15 protein-coding genes and 1 pseudogene are annotated in these 20,245 nt (G+C 61.3%); 9 read left to right on the top strand and 7 right to left on the bottom strand.

Features of this window, described 5'->3' with window-relative positions; translation table 11 throughout:
• Positions 1 to 4: 4 nt before the first annotated feature.
• From IVB26_RS03685 to IVB26_RS03650, 6 genes and pseudogenes are all read right to left on the bottom strand, one after another.
• Complete coding sequence (locus IVB26_RS03685; protein WP_247970619.1) at positions 5 to 253, bottom strand: hypothetical protein; 249 nt, start codon at positions 251 to 253, stop codon at positions 5 to 7.
• A gap of 271 nt (positions 254 to 524) precedes the next feature.
• Positions 525 to 2,882, bottom strand: a complete 2,358-nt coding sequence (locus IVB26_RS43090) for a bifunctional diguanylate cyclase/phosphodiesterase (protein WP_276578706.1) — start codon at positions 2,880 to 2,882, stop codon at positions 525 to 527.
• Entirely contained in the window at positions 2,831 to 3,127 is a 297-nt protein-coding gene (locus tag IVB26_RS03665) for a hypothetical protein (protein ID WP_247970618.1), read from the bottom strand. The genes IVB26_RS43090 and IVB26_RS03665 overlap by 52 nt, the downstream gene beginning before the upstream one ends.
• A 313-nt stretch (positions 3,128 to 3,440) precedes the next feature.
• Entirely contained in the window at positions 3,441 to 4,220 is a 780-nt protein-coding gene (locus IVB26_RS03660) for a DUF2182 domain-containing protein (RefSeq protein WP_247970617.1), read from the bottom strand.
• A gap of 125 nt (positions 4,221 to 4,345) precedes the next feature.
• On the bottom strand, positions 4,346 to 4,978 hold the full coding sequence (locus IVB26_RS03655) for a DUF1326 domain-containing protein (protein WP_246927988.1): 633 nt from the start codon (positions 4,976 to 4,978) through the stop codon (positions 4,346 to 4,348).
• Positions 4,979 to 5,392: 414 nt separating this feature from the next.
• Positions 5,393 to 5,630 (bottom strand): annotated as a pseudogene (locus tag IVB26_RS03650) (transposase); the annotation flags it as partial.
• A 127-nt stretch (positions 5,631 to 5,757) separates the two neighbouring features.
• Here IVB26_RS03650 and IVB26_RS03645 point away from each other — a divergent pair.
• The 3 genes from IVB26_RS03645 to IVB26_RS03635 all read left to right on the top strand — a co-directional run bounded on the left by IVB26_RS03645 (position 5,758) and on the right by IVB26_RS03635 (position 9,410).
• Positions 5,758 to 6,897 (top strand): TRAP transporter substrate-binding protein, encoded by a 1,140-nt coding sequence (locus tag IVB26_RS03645; RefSeq protein ID WP_247970616.1) that lies wholly within the window; start codon positions 5,758 to 5,760, stop codon positions 6,895 to 6,897.
• Positions 6,898 to 6,996: 99 nt separating this feature from the next.
• The gene (locus IVB26_RS03640; protein ID WP_247970615.1) at positions 6,997 to 7,665 is read left to right on the top strand and encodes a TRAP transporter small permease subunit; all 669 of its coding nucleotides are present in this window, start codon (positions 6,997 to 6,999) and stop codon (positions 7,663 to 7,665) included.
• A complete protein-coding gene (locus IVB26_RS03635; RefSeq protein WP_247970614.1) occupies positions 7,662 to 9,410 on the top strand; it encodes a TRAP transporter large permease in 1,749 nt (582 codons plus the stop codon). Before IVB26_RS03640 ends, IVB26_RS03635 begins: the two co-directional genes overlap by 4 nt.
• Positions 9,411 to 9,711: 301 nt before the next feature.
• Here the strand turns inward: IVB26_RS03635 and IVB26_RS03630 are convergent, their stop codons facing one another.
• Positions 9,712 to 10,011, bottom strand: coding sequence for an ABC transporter substrate binding protein (locus IVB26_RS03630; RefSeq protein ID WP_247567240.1), 300 nt, complete (start codon positions 10,009 to 10,011; stop codon positions 9,712 to 9,714).
• Between the two features lie 798 nt (positions 10,012 to 10,809).
• On the opposite strand from IVB26_RS03630, the gene IVB26_RS03625 reads away from it, so the two are divergent.
• The 6 genes from IVB26_RS03625 (at position 10,810) to ftsH (ending at position 20,025) form a co-directional block, all read left to right on the top strand.
• Positions 10,810 to 11,439 (top strand): LabA-like NYN domain-containing protein, encoded by a 630-nt coding sequence (locus tag IVB26_RS03625; protein ID WP_247567238.1) that lies wholly within the window; start codon positions 10,810 to 10,812, stop codon positions 11,437 to 11,439.
• 304 nt (positions 11,440 to 11,743) lie between these two features.
• Entirely contained in the window at positions 11,744 to 12,496 is a 753-nt protein-coding gene (locus IVB26_RS03620; RefSeq protein ID WP_247567235.1) for a Crp/Fnr family transcriptional regulator, read from the top strand.
• Positions 12,497 to 13,435: 939 nt separating this feature from the next.
• Positions 13,436 to 13,681 (top strand): hypothetical protein, encoded by a 246-nt coding sequence (locus IVB26_RS03615; RefSeq protein WP_247453566.1) that lies wholly within the window; start codon positions 13,436 to 13,438, stop codon positions 13,679 to 13,681.
• 402 nt (positions 13,682 to 14,083) lie between these two features.
• On the top strand, positions 14,084 to 17,131 hold the full coding sequence (locus IVB26_RS03610) for an EAL domain-containing protein (RefSeq protein WP_247567232.1): 3,048 nt from the start codon (positions 14,084 to 14,086) through the stop codon (positions 17,129 to 17,131).
• Between the two features lie 592 nt (positions 17,132 to 17,723).
• Positions 17,724 to 17,996 (top strand): hypothetical protein, encoded by a 273-nt coding sequence (locus IVB26_RS03605; protein WP_083926592.1) that lies wholly within the window; start codon positions 17,724 to 17,726, stop codon positions 17,994 to 17,996.
• A gap of 187 nt (positions 17,997 to 18,183) precedes the next feature.
• A complete protein-coding gene (gene ftsH / locus IVB26_RS03600; protein WP_247453562.1) occupies positions 18,184 to 20,025 on the top strand; it encodes an ATP-dependent zinc metalloprotease FtsH in 1,842 nt (613 codons plus the stop codon).
• Positions 20,026 to 20,245 lie beyond the last annotated feature (220 nt).

Genomic DNA, 20,245 nt, shown 5'->3' with positions numbered 1-20,245 from the left:
GCTCTCAAGCCGCTTCCGACACTGATTTCGCACGCTCCTCGAGCACGCCGATCGTGGAGACCAGATTGTCGCGCCGCGCTCGAAGATTAAGCGCAAGCAGCGGATATGTCGGCTGCTGCACGTCAAACACCCCGGATTTGGCCTCCTCCTCGAGAATATCGGTATTCAAGAGCCGAACGCGCCACCACAAATCGGCGATCAACGCGTCCAGCTTGAGTTCACCGGTAGCACCAGAACGGGACACTTCCTGCATCGCTTTGCCTCAACCTGAAACGGCCTCCCTGCTGAGGCCTGGATTTAGGGTTGATTTAGCAAGCGAAGTGCCAGGAAGGCGGGCGCAAATCTGGCTCGAGAATTAGTTGCGCGCGGCGCGATGCTTCGGTTTCAGCCGAAGCCGAACGTGCCATAGGGGCCCGCCTAAGCCCCATCCTGGCAAGCCATCAACAATACGAGACAACTTTGGCGAACGAAAGTCGCCTGCTCAGCCGCTCTTCCGTGCGCGACCTGTCCCCACTCGCCCCGTCTCACGCCACACGTCGTCTCCGGCGCGCCACGGGGACCTGCCAGGACAAGTCGGCGAGCGGCACTGGTTTGCTGAAGTGGAACCCCTGGCCGAGCGGGATGCCGAGTGATTGGAGCCGTCTGACCTGTTCGGAGGACTCCACCCCCTCGGCGACGATCGACAGCTTCAACGTCTTCGCGAGCTGCACGATGGACTTCAGCACGGCGACGGTCTCGCAGCGATCGATCCTGTCGATGAATGACTTGTCGATCTTGACCTTGTCGAACGGAAACGCCGTCAGATAGGACAATGACGAGTATCCGACACCGAAATCATCGAGGGCAATGGAGACGCCGAGCGCCTTGAGGCGCTGGAGCGTCTTGAGGTTCTCCTCACTGTCGGCGAGAAATACGCTCTCAGTGATCTCGAGCTCGAGCCGGGTTTGCGGGAGTCCGCTCTGCGCCAACGCAAACGTCACGTTATCGACGAGATCGGTGCCGGCAAATTGCAGAGCGGAGAGGTTGACAGCGACCTTGACGTCGGCCGGCATGCTCGTCGCATCGCGACAGGCCCTGGCGAGCACCTGATTGCCGAGCTCGACGATCAAGCCCCCCGCCTCCGCCACCGCAATGAACTCCGCCGGAGGAATGTAGCCCCTGCTGCTGTGATGCCAGCGCGCCAGGGCCTCGACCGATTTTGCCCGACCGGTGCCGAGCTCGATCACGGGCTGATAAAACACCTCGATCTCCTCGCGCCAGATCGCTTCACGCAGCTCGATCTCGAGTACGTTGCGCTGATCCGCTTCGGCCTTGAGCTCCGCTGAATAGACGTGGAAGCAGCTTCGGCCGGAATTCTTTGACCTGTAGAGCGCAAGATCGGCGTTGCGAAGTATCTCGTCGACCCGCGTGCCGTGCTCGGGCACGAGCGCAAGGCCAATGCTACAGCCGATCACGACGGGATGGCCATCGATGTGATAGGGCTCGGCGATGGCCTGGACCAGCCGCGCCGCCAGGCTCTCAGCGCCGTCGCGCAACGCGGCCCGGCCCGGCGCCACGATCACGGCAAACTCGTCGCCGCCGATTCGCGCCGCCGTATCGACGTCACGAATTTGCGCCTTGATCCGGTCGGCAACCTGCTTCAGCAACGCGTCGCCGCATTGATGGCCAAGCGCATCATTGACGGACTTGAACTTGTCCAGATCGAGCAAGAGCACCGCGAACGCGGGCTCCAGCCGGCGCGAGCGGGCCAGCGCCTGGTCGATGCGCTCCTTGAACAGGTTGCGATTGGCAAGAGCGGTCAGGCTGTCGTAATGCGCCAGCCGCTCGATGCGGTCCGCCGACGCCTTGCGCTCGGTGATGTCCTCATGAGTAGCAACCCAGCCGCCACCCTCGCGCCGGCCGTAGGAGATGTAGACGACCCGTCCATCGGGAAACTGCACAGTGTTCGAGATCTGCTCCGACTGGGCGAGCCGGTTCTTCAAATCGACGAGGTACGCCTCGACGTCGAGCACGGCGGTCTGCTTTGCGAACACCTCCCGGAAGTCCATGCCGATCCGAATGTCTTCCGGTACGAGTCCGTAGAGTTCGAGCCACTGCCGGTTGAACGCAATCAGGCAGTCACGGCCGTCGAACATGCTCAAGCCCTGGGGAAGGGTCCTGAGCGCATCCTCGAACTTGCTGGCAAAATCGCGCAGCTCGCGGTGAGCGCGATTCAGCGCCTGCTGCCGCCGCCAATGGAATGTCGTCGCGGCCAGGATGATGAACGTAAGCAGCAGCGCGCCGCCGAGATAGACCTTCTGCCTGAAAGCGGAGCGGGAATAAATCTCCTGCTCCGAAATGCCGACGGTGAAGATGAGCGGAAACGCGCGCGACCTGCGCGCGGTGATCAGCCGGTCGCTGCGGTTCGGGCGGTTCTCGTTCCAATATTGCACATAGAAGCCGTCCCCCAGCTCACCCTCGACGCGGCTCGGCGCGCGCTGTCCCAGCACGGAGCCCTGGTCCACGCCCCGGGCGGCAAGCACGACGTGGTTCGCATTTCTGAGCACCAGCGTTCCTCCGACGCCGAGCTTTGCGGTGTCGTAAAACCTGCCGACGACGTCGACGCTGAGCGAGCCGACGGCCACGCCTACCGGATTCCCGGCAAGGTCGAACAGCTTTCGCGCGAGCTGGATGGTCCATTTGTGCGACGCCCGCCCCAGCACTGGGGTGGCGACGTAGAGGCGGTCATCGGCTTGCGCCATGACATTGATGAAGTGCTCGCGATCGCCAAGATAGAGCGGCGGGCCCGAATAGCCCGTGGTCGTATTGATCATGTAGCCGTCCAGTCCGATCAGCGCGAACTGAACCACGTCGCCGGTCGCAATGCGGGCCTTGTGGACCATGACTTCAGACTAAAGGTGAGCGGCTCCTGGGCGTAGAGCGTTCGCACCACCAGCAACGACTGATCGACGCGCTCGAAGATGCGTTCGGTGTTCTCCTCGAACAGTTCGGCGACGCTGTCGCCGTGCGACCGCGCCTGCCCGACCGCGTCCGCCCGCTCCGATGACGTAATCGCGATGTAGCCGATCCAGACCAGGGGCAGGAAGAAGAATGCGATCTGCAGCGGGGCATTGCGCAGAATCGTCAACGCCGCCCTGCGAATTGATCTCGTGAGCATTACCCTGCCCAATCCCCGCGTCAGCCACAAAGGCAGTGCAGAGCTCATCGCCGAAAATAGCACCGCCTCTCTCCGCCTTGCACCGGGGCGGCCCGGCCGGGAACCGGACGCGGGCCTGTCCATGGCGCCGAAGTTAAGCGGGACAGCCTTAAATTTTGGTTGGAACAATGCTCAATTCTTAGGTTTGCGGCGTCCGTATGATCACGGAAGTCAGCCGTTTTTGAGCAGCCGCGCGATATTGGCATATTGGGAGCAGCATTTGAGCGGCCCCCCAGTTCAGGCCTCACACCGCGCGCGCAAGAACGATTGCGCCCGACAGGACGAGGATCGCGCCTGCCGCATAGCTCAATCTTCGGCCGAACGGCAGCAGCTTCTCGCCGGCGACATAGAGCATGATGCCGACGATCCAGACCAGGTTCATCACGCCGCCGACGAACAGCAAGACCATCAGAAACCAGCAGCAGCCGACGCAGTAGCTGCCGTGGCGCAGCCCCATGCGGAATGCCCCGCGCGTGCCGGGCCGCCAATGCCGGCTGAGAAACAATAGCGGGCTCTCGCAGTACCTCAGGCAGGCGTGTTTGAGTGGCGTGAACTGGTAAAGTCCCGCGGCAAGCAGGATGACGCCGCCCAAAACCGCGCTGGTGCTTGCCATCGCCATCGACAAGAGGCCGAGGCGTTCAAGCACCCATTGCGCCAGGACTGCTGCGAGACTGAACCCTGCCCATGTCACGAGGTACCCGGCGAGAAAGATCCAGGCATCGATTGCCGCGCGGGGTGCCGTCTCGTGCTTGTGCCTGACGGTCGCATACAAGAGGACGGTGGGCGCCGCGCTCGGCGCCATCATCGCGATCATCATCACCCACCACATCGCAAACAGCAGCGCGGCAGAGCGCAGCGTCCACGGCATCGGGGCCATGTCCGGCATCTCGGCCATCATGTCGGTGTCCATGCCGGCGCCGCCCGCAAGATAGGCCCAGGCGAGCGCCGCCACAGCGGCAGTCCCGATCGCGACGATCAAGCGATCGCGGGAGAGCAGGTGTTCCAGTATCGCGGGCCCGTGCATTGGTTGACCGCCAGCGCAGTGACGAATCCGGGAGCCGGACCTTCATCCTTCACGACGCGCGTTGTCGCGCTCCCCGGAACATAACGAGCTGACACCGATGGTACGGCCTCGGTGTCAGCGCTGCATCACGCCGCAACGCCCTCGGGCGTCTGTACGACATTGGCGAGCGAGCTGTGCGTGCCCTGGGTCTCGAATAGGATCGCGCCGGTCGAGCGGATATTGGCGGACGCGACCTCGGCAGCTCTGTGCTCGAAGCCTTCGGGCATGACCACCTGAACTCGATGCGGAGCACCGGTCACGGGATTCTTGATCGGCTCAACCTCGGTCTCGAGCAGATCGCCGGCGACGAGTTTTGCGACACGGCCATCCTTGTCGAAGGAGAATTCGAACGGCGCGAAAACCGGATCGTGAATCGTCGTCACGATCAGGCTGAAAATGTGGAACAGCGTGCCTTCCGCCGAATGCTTGCCCGACAAAATGTTGAACAGCGCCTGTCGCTGCTCCGGCGTGGCGCGCTGGTCGACGATGGGCTGCATCTTGCCGTTGCCTTGATGCAGCGCGCCCGGAAAGTCCACCACGACCGCAAAACAAATGCCGTCGAGCTTGACGCCCTCAAAATGCCCCGTGGTGATCCGCATGCCGACCATGCCTTTGCAATAGCCGAGGGTCGGTAGAGCGTTGAAATCGCAGGGGCAGCCAAACGCGCAATTGCAATTCTTCATCCATTCGCCTTCGAGACGCCAGTCCGATGCAGCCATGGCACATCTCCCAATGTGAGCGGGGACAGCGGCAGCCATTGACGAATTTGTTCGGCGTTCTTGTCGAGCCGAAGCGAAAAGCGCGCGAGCGGGATCGAATCCGATCAGAAGGCCGGCATCGCAGAAAAAGGTACGGTGGCGAGCTGCCGTTTACCGTCCCAATAGCGAGAGATCATATCAGCGGCAGCCGGTCTCGTATAGCGAACCAGGATAGTGGCTCAAGAGCAGCCACATCTCGGGGAAGTCCGACGTCAGGGGCATGGTGCGCCATTCAGGACAAAATTGCGAACTCGTATGCCATTGAATTAGCTATACAATTAAGACACAAGCACCTGAACCGCGTGCGCGGATCTCATCCCGGCCTGGCTGTAACAGCAGTCCACCTTCCAGAACGTCCTTAGGCCGCATTGCCTGTGCGCCGGCCAGCAACAGCTTCAGCCGCGTGTTCTCGTCCTCGAGCGTCTTCGGCCGCTTGGCCTCCGACACCTCCATCCCGCCGAGCGTCGCTTTTCATTTGTAGCTGCTGGCGGCGCTGACGCCATGCTTGGGGCAGATCGGAGGCCGAAACGTCGGCCTCATGCTCATTCAAAATTCCGATGATCTGCCGTTCTGAAAAGTAGCGATGCTTCGTGATCCGGTTGCGGCGCGTCATTACCGCAATCCGCGTCGTAGCGTCGCATCACCGGGAACATTCTTGCCAAACCCCGGCGCGCGTCTTTGTCTTCTCCTCATAAAACAGGGTGATCCGCAACGGATCGCCACACCAGAGGGAGGAAGCCATGACCAAATCAGGTAAAGGAGGTACGTCCAGTCGACGCCGCTTCCTGAAAGTTGCTGCCGCTGGCGCCGCCGCCACGGTCGCCGCGCCGGCCATCGTCAGTGCGCAGGGCCCGATCAGCATGCGCTGGCAGAGCACCTGGCCATCCAAGGACATTTTCCACGAATACGCCCTCGACTACGCCAAGAAAGTCAACGACATGACCGGCGGCGACCTCAAGATCGAGGTGCTTCCCGCCGGCGCCGTGGTGCCTGCCTTCGGCCTGCTCGACGCGGTATCCAAGGGCGTGCTCGACGGCGGCCACGGCGTGCTCGTCTATCACTACGGCAAGCAGACGGCGCTCGCTTTGTGGGGATCGGGTCCGGGCTTTGCGATGGACGCCAACATGCTGCTGGCCTGGCACCGCTACGGCGGCGGCAAGGAGCTGCTCGCAAAACTCTATGAATCGATCGGCGCCAACGTGGTCTCATTCCCTTACGGGCCGATGCCGACGCAGCCGTTCGGCTGGTTCAAGAAGCCGGTCACCAAGCCCGAGGATGTCAAGGGTCTGAAATTCCGCACTGTCGGAATCTCCATCGATGTGTATTCGGGAATGGGCGCGGCCGTGAACGCGCTGCCCGGCGGCGAAATCGTAGCTGCCATGGACCGCGGCCTCTTGGACGCGGCGGAGTTCAATAATGCCACCTCCGACCGCGTGCTTGGCTTCCCCGACGTCTCCAAGGTCTGCATGCTGCAGAGCTATCACCAGAATGCCGAGCAGTTCGAGATCACGTTCAACAAGGACAAGTACAACGCGCTGCCGGACAAGATAAAGGCGATCATCGCCAACGCGGTGGACGCGGCTTCGGCGGACATGTCCTGGAAGGCGATCGACCGCTACTCCAAGGACTATGTGGAGCTGCAGACCAAGGACAACGTCAAGTTCTACAAGACTCCCGATGCCATCCTGAAGCAGCAGCTTGAGATCTATGATAGCGTGGTGAAGAAGAAAGCGGCGGAGAATCCCCTGTTCAAGGAGATCGTGCAGTCGCAGATCGAATTCGCCAAGCGCGCGACGCAGTGGGAGCAGGATACGGTGGTGAACCGCCGCATGGCCTACGACCACTATTTCGGGCCCAACGCGGCGGCCAAGAAGCTCTAGCGGCGAAATAATACCGGCAAGGCACCGTCCGGATCATCACCTGGGCGGTGCCTTGTGCTACGTTCAGCTATCCTCTTTTCGCCGAGGCGGCCGCATCACATGAGCGTCCAGAGTTTACTGCACACGATCGACGGCATCTCCACCTGGGTCGGCAAGGCGACCGCCTGGCTGATGATCGTCCTGATGGGCGTCGTCTGTATCGAGGTGTTCAAACGCTACGCCGTGAACATGCCGACGGCATGGATCTTCGACGCCGAGAACATGCTGTACGGGTCGCTGTTCATGCTGGCCGGCGCCTATACGCTGGCGCAGAACGCCCATGTCCGCGGCGACTTCCTGTATTCCTCGATGCGGCCGCGAACGCAGGCCGCGCTCGACCTCATTCTCTACTTCGTCTTCTTCATTCCGGGCATCGCTGCGCTGATCTATGCAGGCTATTTCTACGCCGCCGATTCCTGGCACATCAACGAGCATTCCAACGTCACGGCGGATGGCCCGCCGGTCTACCACTTCAAGACCGTCATTCCGATCGCGGGCGCGCTGATCATGCTTCAGGGGATCGGCGAGATCATCCGCTGCATCGTGTGCCTGACGACCGGCGAATGGCCGAGCCGGCTTGCCGACGTCGCCGAGACCGACGTCATCGAGGAACAGCTCGCACACTCTGAATTCGTGGACGAGGAATCGCGCAAGCTCGCCATCGAGGGCGCGGCGCGCATCGATGAAATGGCGCGGCAGCGTGGTATGGGTGGGGACCTGAACACATGAGCGACCCGGCACTTGGCCTGTTGATGCTGACGCTCATCGTCGTCGTCATCATGATGGGCTTTGCCACGGCCTTCACGCTGATGGGCCTCGGCATGTTCTTTGGCTTCATCGCCTTCTACGACCCGTCGCAGAGCTGGACGCACAACAAGGTTTTCGAGCTGATGGTCCAACGCACCTACGGTGCGATGACCAATGACGTGCTGATTTCCATCCCGTTGTTCGTGCTGATGGGCTACGTGATGGAGCGCGGCGCGCTGGTCGACAAGATGTTCTATTCGATCCAGCTCGCCTTCCGCCGCCTGCCTGCCTCGCTCGCCGTTGCGACCCTGATCGTGTGCACGTTCTGGGGCATCGCCTCCGGGCTCGTCGGTGCGGTGGTGGTGCTGATGGGCGTGATAGCCTTCAACCCGATGCTGCGCGCCGGCTATGACGTAAAACTCGCCTCCGGCGTCATCACCGCGGGCGGCACGCTCGGCATCCTGATCCCGCCTTCGGTGATGATCATCGTCTATGCCGCGGTCGCCGGCCAGTCCGTGGTCAAGCTTTACGCGGCGGCGATGTTCCCGGGCTTCTTCCTGGCGTTCCTCTATCTCGTCTATGTCATCGGCTGGGCGATGATTAACCCGAAGATCGCCCCGCCGCTGCCGGAGGAACAGACCCGCGTCCCGCTGCCTGAATGGATCAAGAGGTTCGCGACACTGTATTCGCCGAATCTGTTCGTCGGCCTGTTCAAGGCGCTGTTGTCGCCCGCAAAGGCCATGACCCTCGAGATCGACGGCAAGCCGGTGGGCTATGGCGCGATCATGAAGCACTTCTTCATTTCGCTGGTGCCGTTGCTGCTGACCGTCATCATGCTCGGCACGGTCTGGTGGTATGTCGTGATCCACCAGCAGGCCGGCGCGGCGAGCGAGGCCGTCGAAGGCCTGCAGCAGCTCGGCAGCGCGGTCGAGACGAAGGAGCTGTCGCCGGCCGAAAAGGGACCGGACACCCAGTTCTATATCTGGTTCGCGATATCGGCCGCCGTTTTGGCGGCATGGACCGTGCGCTCTTACTTGCGCATGGACGGCGAGCGTTTCGAAGTGCTGAAGCTCCTGACGTCGTCGGTGATGCCGCTGGGTATTCTCACCATCGTGGTGCTGGGCGTGATCCTGTTCGGCATCACGACGGCAACCGAATCCGCCGGCGTCGGCGCCGCCGGCGCCTTCATCCTTGCGTTCCACGCCCGCACGCTCAACTGGAAGCGCACCAAGGAAGCGGTGTTCCTGACCGCGAAGACGACCGCGATGGTGTGCTGGCTGTTCGTCGGCTCCGCGCTGTTCTCGGCGGTGTTCGCCATCCTCGGCGGTCAGGCGCTGCTGGAAAGCTGGGTGCTCTCGCTCAACATGTCGCCGGTGCAGTTCATGATCCTGTCGCAGGCGATCATCTTCATCCTCGGCTGGCCGCTGGAATGGACCGAGATCATCATCATCTTCGTGCCGATCTTCCTGCCGATGCTGAAGCATTTCGGCATCGACCCGGTGCTGTGGGGCGTGCTGGTGTTCGTGAACCTGCAGGCGGCGTTCCTGTCGCCGCCGGTGGCGATGTCCGCGTTCTACCTCAAAGGCGTCGCACCGAAGCATGTCACGCTGAACCAGATCTTTTCGGGCATGATGCCCTACATGCTGATCGTGATCCTCTGCATGGTGATCATGTATCTTTGGCCCGGTATGACGCTGTGGCTGCCGAACTATCTGTACGGAAGTTGAGGCAAAGCGGGGAGCACCGGGCGCTTGTCACACGGAATGGTGCCCAGGGGCGGACTGGACATCAATCTACCAAAGTACAGCAAAATCAACGATTTACTGCGCCGACTGATTTGGCGTTTGTACCACCCAAATGTGCTTTTGTCGACAGCGCCACTCCTTCCCACCTGCCAAGCCGCACCGCCGAGCGGCACACAAGCCCGCGGAACTGGCACCGGGCTGCAAATTTCCGGTCTGCCCTCTTGAGCCGACATGCATCGACGCTGCATCAACGGAAGCGACGGCCAGAAGCTGACCTCTGATGTTATTCGATCACTTCGTCGGCGGTAGCGAGCAAGTTCGCGGGAAACTCCAGGCCCAGCCCACGCGCTGCCAGCCGATTGAGCACCAACTCGAACTTTGTCGGTTGGTAAAATGGCATATTGTCCGGTCTCGCGCCTTTAAGCACCTCGACTGTCATGTCGGCTAGCCTTCCGAACAAGGACAGTTCAACAACAGATTTCGTTCGGAGAAGATCAAACGTCGGCTCCCACAGCGGCTCTTCGCTCCAACTTCCGCACAAGATCGACACCGCGTTCTCAATGCGCCAACTCCACTCGACCATCAGCTGGAATTCGCCTTGTGGGCCAGCCAGCTTCCCCAGAAGAGCGGATTCCGGGTGTGAGACGCCCGAACTCCAGGAAAATGGCGGAGCCGTACAAAGCCAGCCGCCAACATGCGTCGAGCTTGAGCGCGGCTGAGCACGCTCCGGCCGCCGAAGAGTCCGTCCTGTTGTTGACGAAGTGCAGCGAGGCGCAGCTGAGATCTGGTCTTGCGCGGTCGGGCGCTAGGCGGGAGGGGCTCGCGCTTGGCCGCGTTGCGCCAAGTGAATACCGGAGAGCGCGCCGCTCTGGCCGCAGTGAAGCCCGCCACATCACCTCATCCGGTTGATGAAGCGCTTCGGCGCGAGCGGCTCCTCGCTGGATCTCCGTGGCCTGCCGAACGACTGGCTGAGGCCAGCAGCATCAGAAAGAGCGCCCGATTGGCTTGGTACCTAGCAGCCGCGCGGCTGGGTTCCGCGCCCTGCATGATCGGGTGCCCCTCGGGCGTGCAGAGATACCATCTGCATGACCGGCGGCGGCGCCTGAGGTGGATTTGGAAGAGCGGCAATTCGTTCGGCATTTCCGGTGTCCCACTTACTGCATTGTCTTTGCAGCAGGCTCGAGGTTCAAGTGTTCATGAAAAAGGATTTGAAAGGTCGAATCCTTGGATATAGCCTCTCTCCGTCGGAGCTCACGTTCTTGCAGCAAGCGCAGAATGCGAGTGAGCGGCGGGCCAAGGCCGCCCCGTACCCAAACTCCATCTTTGACAAACGATTCGCATGCGGGAGCGGTGCTTCCGCTGGATCATGCGGGCTGCCAACATGCCATCTTCGCCCAATAGGATTGCTCTGTTCATCGACGGCGCCAATCTTCACGCGACGTCCCGAAGCCTTGGCTTCGACATCGACTACAAGCGCCTTCTGAAGGAATTCCATGGCCGAGGTATCCTGCTGCGGGCCTTCTACTACTCGGCCGTCATCGAGGATCAGGAATTCTCCTCGATCCGACCGCTGCTCGATTGGCTCGACTACAACGGCTACACCGTCGTGACCAAACGAACGAAGGAATTCGTCGACTCATCCGGACGGCGCAAGGTCAAAGGAAATATGGACGTCGAACTGGCCGTGCATGCCATGGAGCTGGCCGGCGAGGTCGACGAAATGGTTCTGTTTTCGGGCGATGGCGATTTCCGTTCGCTGGTGGAGGCGGTGCAGCGCCGCGGCGTGCGCGTGACCGTGGTCTCGACCATGGCGACCCAGCCGCCAATGGTCGCGGACGAGCTCCGGCGGCAGGCGGACGTCTTCACCGACCTGGTGGAGCTGCGACCCGAGATCGGCCGGGACCTCTCCGCGCGCCCACCAGCTCGGGAGCGCGGCGATGTTCGCGGGCCGCCGTTGCGGGGCGCCACCACGCCGGCTCCGCGTCCAGAGCCGGACGAACTCATTCCGTAGCGCGTCGAGCGCACCCGCGGGGGCGCGAGTTCGGCTTGCCGGCATTCGGTCATGAGTTTGCGACGTCGATCATAAACTCCGGCGAAGCCAGGCGCTCCCGTGGCAGAGCTCGACTGCGCGACCTGGCTGTATGGGGCAGAGATGCCGCGACCGCCCGGTTTCGTCCGGTCTAAACCTAGCCGTTCCCACAAGAGAGTCGTCTCAGCTCCAGGATTGTGCTATGTTGGAAGCATCGCAGCACCCTTCATCGGCGCGCTGACGGCTGAGAGATCCGCGCGCTCCCGCCTAAACACAGGAGGGGCGCTTGGTCTCTTCATTCAATTCCACCACCAACAATCCCATAATCCGGAAGCTTCAAACTGTTCTTTCTCTCTCGGATGAAGAACGAGCAGCGATACTGGCGCTCCCTCTCGACGAGAGAGAGGTTCGCGCGCGCCAGGAAATCGTGCGCGAGGGAGACCGTCCGACCCGTTCTTTCGTCATTCTGGAAGGCGTGGCTTGCGCGTTTAAGTTGACCGGTGAGGCGAAGAGGCAAATCCTCGCATTCCACATCGCCGGTGACATGCCCGACCTGCAGAGCCTGCATCTGGAGACGCTGGACATCAGCATTGCCACCATTTCAGCTTCCCGGGTCGGCTTCATTCCGCACGCAGCCCTACGTCATCTGTGCGAGCGCAACACTCGGGTCGCGGCTGCGCTTTGGCGCGAAACGCTGGTTTACGCGTCGGTATTCCGAGAGTGGATGACCAACATCGGCCAACGCGAGGCGCTAAGCCGGGCGGCTCATCTCATGTGCGAATACGTGGTTCGCATGCGGGCGATGGGTCTGGCGGAGGATCACTCCTGCCAAATACCAATGACGCAGGATGATCTGGGGGATGCCATGGGGATCTCGACGGTCCACGTCAACCGCGTGCTCCAGGAACTGCGTCGGCTAGGCCTAATCAAGCTCGGGAGCGGGAACTTGACTGTTCTCGATTGGGAGCGGCTCAAAGCAGTCGGAGACTTCGATTCTGGTTACCTTCACTTGCGACGTGCCGAACCAGCGACGGCGTAGCGTTCGCCCGTGCTCACAGTCACAAGGCGAATGATCGGTTTGCATATCGAGGCGGCTTCTTAGGTGGTCAACCTTGCGGCCGCTCCACGTCTGACGCTTGTTCAAGCGCCTCTTCGCCTGGGAAGACAGATCGGCAGCCTTGGAAAGAAGGCCGGCCGCAACGTCTGGACTGGTCGGCCTTGGCAAACTTCAGAAGGGCGGCGGCTTGCTCCGCCAGATACTTTTTACCGGCCATCGTCAGTTGCAAATGCCCCTGCGACGACTCTCTCTGCGGTACCTCGAAAATGCTCAAAATGCACAGACGGATTTCGGTTCGTCGAAATCGGCCGCATCCAAAACCAGGGCCACCGGGGTCGTAAGCAGGGCGGCTCGTGACCCAGAGCAGAGTAGTAGAGGATCGCTCTCTTCGTAGAACGCGGCACAGGAGGGTCGCTACGCTCGATCTATATCGACAAGATACGCTAGGACCAGGTCTTCGGTCTGAGCTTGGATAGCTGCGTTTCGATAGATGACAATCTCGGCTTCGTCAGCTCTGCGAACTGTCAACTTGGCCGTCGAGGAGCAAAGCGGGAGGCGTTCGAGGTAATCGTGGTGAAGTCATCACGAACCCAGTCCTCTTTGCACAACTCCAACGCTTCCCGGAAATTCTTTGCCTCGAACGCGAACGTAGCTTTGCCGTCAACGTCCATCGCGAACACCAAGCCCAAGAAAACAGTCATTGACACTCACTTTCACCAACGCAGCCGCGGTTCGCAATCCGTTTTCGCTTGCCGACTTGTTCTCACTCGCTGCCCGGTACTGGCCTGTTTCCGAGCCCGGTGGCGTAGCTTAATTTCAGCAGTGGCCTAGTTTGTTCTATGCTATTTTCGCGCGTCCGGGGAACAAGCTGGCCTGAACGTCCATCAATGAAAATGAGCGATCCGATCAAGGGGATTGGTCATGGGCATCGAGAGAATGCACTCTCCGAAGTACTGGCGGGACCGCGCGGAGGAATTACGCGCCAAGGCAAACAATTGCGCATATCCCGAAACGCGGGATGCTCTTCGCGCCGCTGCTAAGAACTACGACGATCTCGCGCGGAGCGCCGAGGAAACTCGACGTACCGCTGAAGCTCGCCTAGCAGCTGAGGAATATGCCGACGATCAGCGCGAGCTAGAGAGGAAGCTCCGTGGCCAGATGAATTAAAGCTTCGTCAGCGTGCTTGCGCCAAAGGGGCATTTGACAGACGAGGCCCGCACAAGAAGTTGGCGGCTTTCCTCGATCCGCTCCCGCGTTTCAGCGATGGCAGACCTAAGCAGTTCCGCCTCCATCGTATCTTCTGCACAGCTTCCTTGGCTTCGTCGCGGGCGCGGCGTTCATCGTTTTCCATGGCGAGCAAGATCATCTGGATTCCACTCGCATGAATGCAGCACCTGTTCGCGCGGTCGGCCATGCCGGCCACCAGACTCGTGCCTCGCCTTGCAGCAGAGGCGTTAAGGCGGAAGAAACCAAGCGCCTTTACGCGTCCTTTCTGTGTTCTGCCTTAGCTTGACGCCGGCTAGGGCTAACTCGATGGGCATACTTAAGCAAATCCGTGGCGCATTCTCAGTGGGCGATACGACCGATCCAGTCGGTCGCTCGCTGCTGGTCGAGCAATTCCGTATCCTGCGCAAACAGGTGCCGGCGCTCTACGCGGCGCTGCTCGTCGACAGTATCAGCGTAGGGTTGGTCCTCCCGTCCACCGTCTCGCCATGGCTGAGGTTCGGCTTGCCGGCCGCGCTCCTCGCCATGTGTCTCGTTCGATTGTCCCAATGGATCCGCCTGAACGGCACCGATTTCTCGCCCGAAGAGGCTTACCGTCAACTTGCCAAGACCCGCCTTGTTGCCGTCGTGCTCAACGCCGGCTTCGTGTTCTGGATCCTGGCGCTGTTCGGGACAGTTGAGCCTAATCTGCGAGCACCGGTGGCATTGCTCGTCTTCATGGGCTGTGTGGGCACCGCCTACTGCCTCGGCAGCTTTCCACCTGCCTCTCGGGTGACGATGCTGATTGCCGGTGCACCGATTGGGACGTTGCTGCTCCTCTCCGGCGACGGAATGATGATCTCACTCGGGATCAATCTGTTGCTGCTGCTCGGTCTGCTGGGCCGCATGATCAACACGAACTTCCGGTCCTTCGTTCAACTAGTCCAGACCCAAAGCAAGATGACCGAGGAAGGTGCGCGCGCGCGGGCTGCCGAGCAGACCGCCACCGCTTATGCCGAGCGGTTCGACACCGCCCTCAACAACATGTCACAAGGGCTCTGTTTCTTCGACGAGGACCAGCGCCTAATCGTCTGCAACCGCCAGTACCTGGAAGTCTACGATCTCGATCCGGAACTCGTTTGGCCGGGCATGAGCCTGAATGCGATCGTGGACCTTCGGTACTCGGTAGGCAGTGCACCAAAGATGTCGAAGGCCGAATATCTCGTCTGGCGCAACAGCGCCCCGGTGATCGCGCGACAGTCCGATACCACAGTCGAACTGACGAACGGTCGCATCGTGCGTATCCGGCACCGGCCAATGGAGGGGAACGGATGGGTCGCGACTCACGAGGACATCACTGAGCGCCACCGGACCGAAGCCGCACTTGCCGAGGCCAAGGCCGCTGCCGAGCAGGCGGAAGCTGCCGCCCGGTCCGCGCATACCCACCTCACGGATGCCCTCGACGTCGTCCCGGAAGGGCTGGCGGTATTCGACAAGAACGATCGTCTGGTTCTTTGGAACCGACAATACGCCGAGTTCTATACGGCCAGCGAAGAGGCGCTCGAGACCGGAGCGCCGTTCGAACATATTCTCCGGGTTGGCCTAGCTCGGGGGCAGTACCCGGACGCTATCGGGCGCGAGGATGAATGGCTTTCAGAGCGCATGGCCTGTCACGTCATGCCGCGCTACTCCCATGAGCAGCATCTGGCCGGTGACCGGTGGGTGCGCGTGGAGGAGAGACGCACGGGGGACGGAGGCAGTATCGGGGTCCGGATCGACATCACCGACCTGAAGCGCCGCGAAGCGTCCTTCCACCTGCTCTTCGAGGAAAACCCTCTCCCCATGTGGGTGGCTGACGCCAAGACGCGACAACTCATTGCCGTGAACGGCGCGATGTGCCGCCATTACGGATATGCCCGCGAAGCTCTCCTAGCCATGTCCGAAACGCAGCTCGAGCATGGTGAGACCGATGACGGTGCCGAACGCGATTTCGAACTGCACAAGAGCGCCTGCGGGGACGCAATCCAGGTCGTGATCGAGTCGCGACCGCTCATCTATGAGGGACGCCAGGCCTACGTTAGCGTCGCCTTCGATGTCACGGAGCGCAATCGGACGCAACAGAAGATCAGCTATCTGGCTTGCCACGACGCGCTCACGGACCTGCCCAACAGGACCGCATTGGATCAGCATCTCGTTGCCGCGATCCAACGAGCGGAAGTCTCGGACCGCGGGCTCGCGGTGCTCTGCATCGATCTCGACCACTTTAAGGAAATCAACGATCTCTTTGGACACGCGATCGGAGACGCCGTCCTTCGCGAAGCATCCAGGCGTCTGCAGGAGGCAGCGCAAGGCTCTTATGTGGCGCGCGTCGGGGGAGACGAGTTCATCGGTCTCACCGACCAACTACCTTTGCCGGGCAGTGCGGAATTGCTTGCCACCAGGATGCGAGCAGCCTTCGATCAGCCGATCGAGGTCGAAGGTCACGCCTTGAAGGTAGATTTGTGTGTCGGCGTTGCCCTCTTCCCGAGAGACGCCGGTGATGTCGTCTCACTGTTGGCCAACGCCGATGCAGCACTCTATCGCGCGAAACACGAAGGCAGGGGCGCAATACGTCTGTTCACGAGCGCCATGGATCAGCAGCTGCGCAACCGTCGCGCCCTCGAGCACGATCTCCGGCTCGCCGTAGAACGGGGAGAGTTGTACCTCGAGTACCAGCCGCAGCAGCGCCGGGATGGGCGGATCGCCGGATACGAAGCGCTTGTGCGTTGGAAACATCCCGTGCGCGGCATCATTGCTCCGGGAGAGTTCATCCCCGTCGCCGAGAAGAGCGGGGCAATCGCGCAGATCGACGACTGGGTGCTGATGGAAGCGTGCAGGGAGGCCGCCTCGTGGGATCAGCCGCTCCGGATTGCGGTGAACGTCTCGGCCGCGCAGTTCCGCCGGGAGAATCTCGACGCGCATGTCCGCAAGGCACTTCGTGAAACCGGGCTGGCGCCATCGCGGCTCGAGCTCGAAATCACGGAAGGCGTCCTGATCGAGGACATCGCCCGCGCCAAGAAGACAATGCAATCTCTCAAGACCTTGGGAATTTTGTTCGCACTCGACGATTTCGGCACGGGGTATTCCTCCCTGTCGTACCTCGAAGCGTTTCCTCTGGACAGGATCAAGATCGATCGGTGCTTTGTTGCATCGCTCGGCCAGAGCGAACGATCGCTCGCCATCGTCCGAGCCGTTCTCGGCCTCGCTCACGGGCTAGGCGTGCCGGTCCTTGCCGAAGGGATCGAGACCGACGCGCAGATGTCGCTCCTGCTGCACGAAGGCTGCGACGAAATGCAAGGCTACCTGATTGGGCGTCCCCGGCGCTTGGCGGTCAACAGAGAGACCAAGCACGACGTGAAGCAAGCGGCATCGTAAGGCACGGGACGGTCCGGCGGCAGGGTCTCGGCTCCTGGGCACGAACTGCCGCCCTCGCGCAAGCGGCTGCCAGTAAACAGCAGACCTCCGGAACAAATCTCGAATCAAGACGTTCGATGTCGCGGAGCCATCGCCCGCCGTTCACAACGGCGCCAGTCGCGGATAGCCAAAGGTCGACGGACCCGCTGTTATTCACCACTAGCGCTCGCGCGGATAGCCAAAGGCGATGGCTCCGTCCCGAAGCATTTCATGTCCGCGACATGTGAAGCAAGGCCCACCTCGTCACCGGCGGTTGATGAGGCGACAACCTCCGATAGGCTCGAATTGATACGGCGGTAGTTTGCCGACCAGATCAGGCCTTAAGGCGTACGCTTGCTTGTGAAGCCGTAGCAGTCGGAGAAGGCACGATGACGCCGCCGTCGAGCTTCTCCTCTTTGCGGCTACGTCCAATCTGGTTTCCTAAACCTTGCGACACTTGAACTTGCCCCGACGGCTTCTAACTTAAATAGTTGCCGGGCAGCAGTTCGGCAAAGTGAAAATCAAGAGGGAAGACAAGCGCTCCTTTCGCGCGGGAATTTTGGAGGAAAGTGACATGAGAAAGCTTGCTCTTGCAATCGTCGCGGCAGCAACGCTCCTCATCGGATCGGTTGCGCCGGCTTCGGCTCATTGGCGTCATCATCATTGGGGCGGCCCGGGCATCGGCCCCGGACTTGCTCTCGGGCTATTTGCCGGAACATTGGCTGCTGCGGCCGCGCCGCCGGTCTATTATGGACCGGTCTATGGCCCGCCACCCTACTACTACCGTCCCGGATACCGGGTGGTCCGCTATTATCGGCCGGCCTATCCCTATTGGTACGGTTGGTAGCCCAGAAGGAGGGCCCGGTTTCAAGCGAACCGGGCCCTTCCTGCGAACGCGCAGGCTTCAGCGCTTTGCTGAGATGATCCTGTTGATGTGCCTCCGTCCTGTCCGGCACTCGTCCTGAAACCTCGCCTGTTCTTACTAGTTGTTCCAGAGACCAACAGCCCGTCGCTACTCAAATCGAGCCTATGGCATGACTCAGAAGAGCCGATTTAACTTCGCGTATGCTGTTTTCGCGATCTTTGCGCTGCTGTTCATTCAGTACGTCGTCGCTGCGGCGAACAGAATCGCTGTCATTCCCTACAGTGAATACCAGCAGCTGCTCCGGGACGGCAAAGTCGACGCCGTCGGTATTTCGGATCGCACGGTGCAGGGGACGCTGAAAGAGGCATTGCCCGGCGGGCAGAAGCAGTTCGTGACCACCCGCGTCGATCAGGACGTGGCGCAGGAGTTAGAAAAATACCACGTCCGTTTCACCGGCCAGATCGAGAGCACGTTCCTCCGCGACTTGCTTTCATGGATCATGCCGGTGCTCCTTTTCTTTGGCGTATGGTGGTACATCGGCCGCCGCGTTGCCGAAGGAGGTGGCCTCGGAGGAGGCCTGATGCAGATCGGGAAGAGCAAGGCCAAGATCTACGTCGAGTCCAACACCGGCATCACCTTTGCGGATGTCGCTGGTGTGGACGAGGCCAAGGACGAACTTCGCGAGGTCGTCGACTTTCTGAAGAAACCCTCCGACTATGGCCGGCTCGGCGGCCGTATGCCCAAAGGCGTGCTGCTGGTCGGTCCGCCCGGGACGGGCAAGACCTTGCTCGCCAAGGCGGTTGCCGGCGAAGCCAAGGTGCCGTTCTTCTCGATCTCGGGTTCGGAGTTCGTCGAAATGTTCGTCGGTGTCGGCGCGGCACGCGTGCGGGACCTGTTCCAGCAGGCACACGAAAAGGCGCCCGCGATTATTTTTATCGACGAGCTCGACGCGCTGGGCCGGGCCCGCGGCATTGGCCCTTTTGCTGGCGGACATGACGAGAAGGAACAGACACTGAATCAGCTCCTGGTCGAGCTCGACGGCTTCGACTCGCGCTCGGGCCTGGTGATCCTCGCTGCAACAAATCGGCCAGAAATACTCGATCCTGCGCTGCTCCGGGCCGGCCGCTTTGATCGCCAGGTGCTGGTTGATCGGCCGGACAAGAAAGGCCGTATCGAGATCCTGAAAGTTCACATGAAAAAGGTGCAGATCGCACCTGACGTTGCTCCGGATGCCGTCGCCGCATTGACACCGGGCTTTACCGGCGCCGATCTCGCGAACCTCGTCAACGAGGCGGCACTCCTCGCCACTCGACGCGGCGGAGATGCGGTCACGATGAGCGACTTCAATAATGCGGTAGAGCGCATGGTCGCAGGTCTGGAAAAGCGCAACCGGCTACTCAATGCCAAAGAGCGCGAGATCGTTGCCTATCACGAGCTGGGCCACGCGCTGGTCGCGCTCTCATTGCCCGGCGTGGATCCGGTGCACAAGATCTCGATCATTCCTCGGGGCGTCGGAGCCCTCGGCTACACTATTCAACGGCCCATCGAAGATCGCTTCCTGATGACCAGAGAGGAGCTCGAGAACAAGATGGCGGTCCTGCTGGGCGGTCGAGCGGCGGAGTTGATCGTCTTCGGTCATTTGTCAACCGGAGCGGCGGACGATCTGCGCCGTGTCACCGACATCGCCCGCAGCATGGTGACCCGCTACGGCATGTCGGAAAAGCTCGGCAGCGTCGCCTATGAACGCGAGCCTGGCAATTTCCTGGCGAGCACGGACCGGCCCTACCCGGTTCGCGAGCGTGACTACGCGGAGGAAACCGCTGCCACCGTGGACCGCGAGGTCAAGGACATTGTCGATCGGGTTCTGGAGCGGGCCGAAGCCATCCTGACGACTCGCCGTCCGATCCTCGACCGCGCGGCCAAGAAGCTATTGGAGAAAGAGACGCTGGAGCAGAACGATATTGACGCGCTGATCCGGGAGATGCCCAAAGAAGCTCTGCGGGCCGTGTGAGCAGGACGTTCGCGCTCGCGAGGCGGCTCAGCCGGCGTGGTTCCGCTCAGGGCCCTTGCGCGGCTCAGTCGTCTTCTCATGTGCTGACGGCGTGTCCAGATCAGGGTTGGCAAAGTAGATCACGGTCGCGGCGAGTGGACCGGTCGGCTTGCTGGTGTTGCGGTGCTCGAATTAGAGCTACCCGCCGACAAACATGATGCCGGCCCACAACAGTGTCAGG

Source organism: Bradyrhizobium sp. 195 (assembly GCF_023101665.1).
In the GTDB taxonomy this organism is placed as follows: Bacteria; Pseudomonadota; Alphaproteobacteria; order Rhizobiales; family Xanthobacteraceae; genus Bradyrhizobium.
The sequence above is the reverse complement of the archived record's forward strand: the minus strand, read 5'-3'. Positions and strand labels throughout refer to the sequence as shown.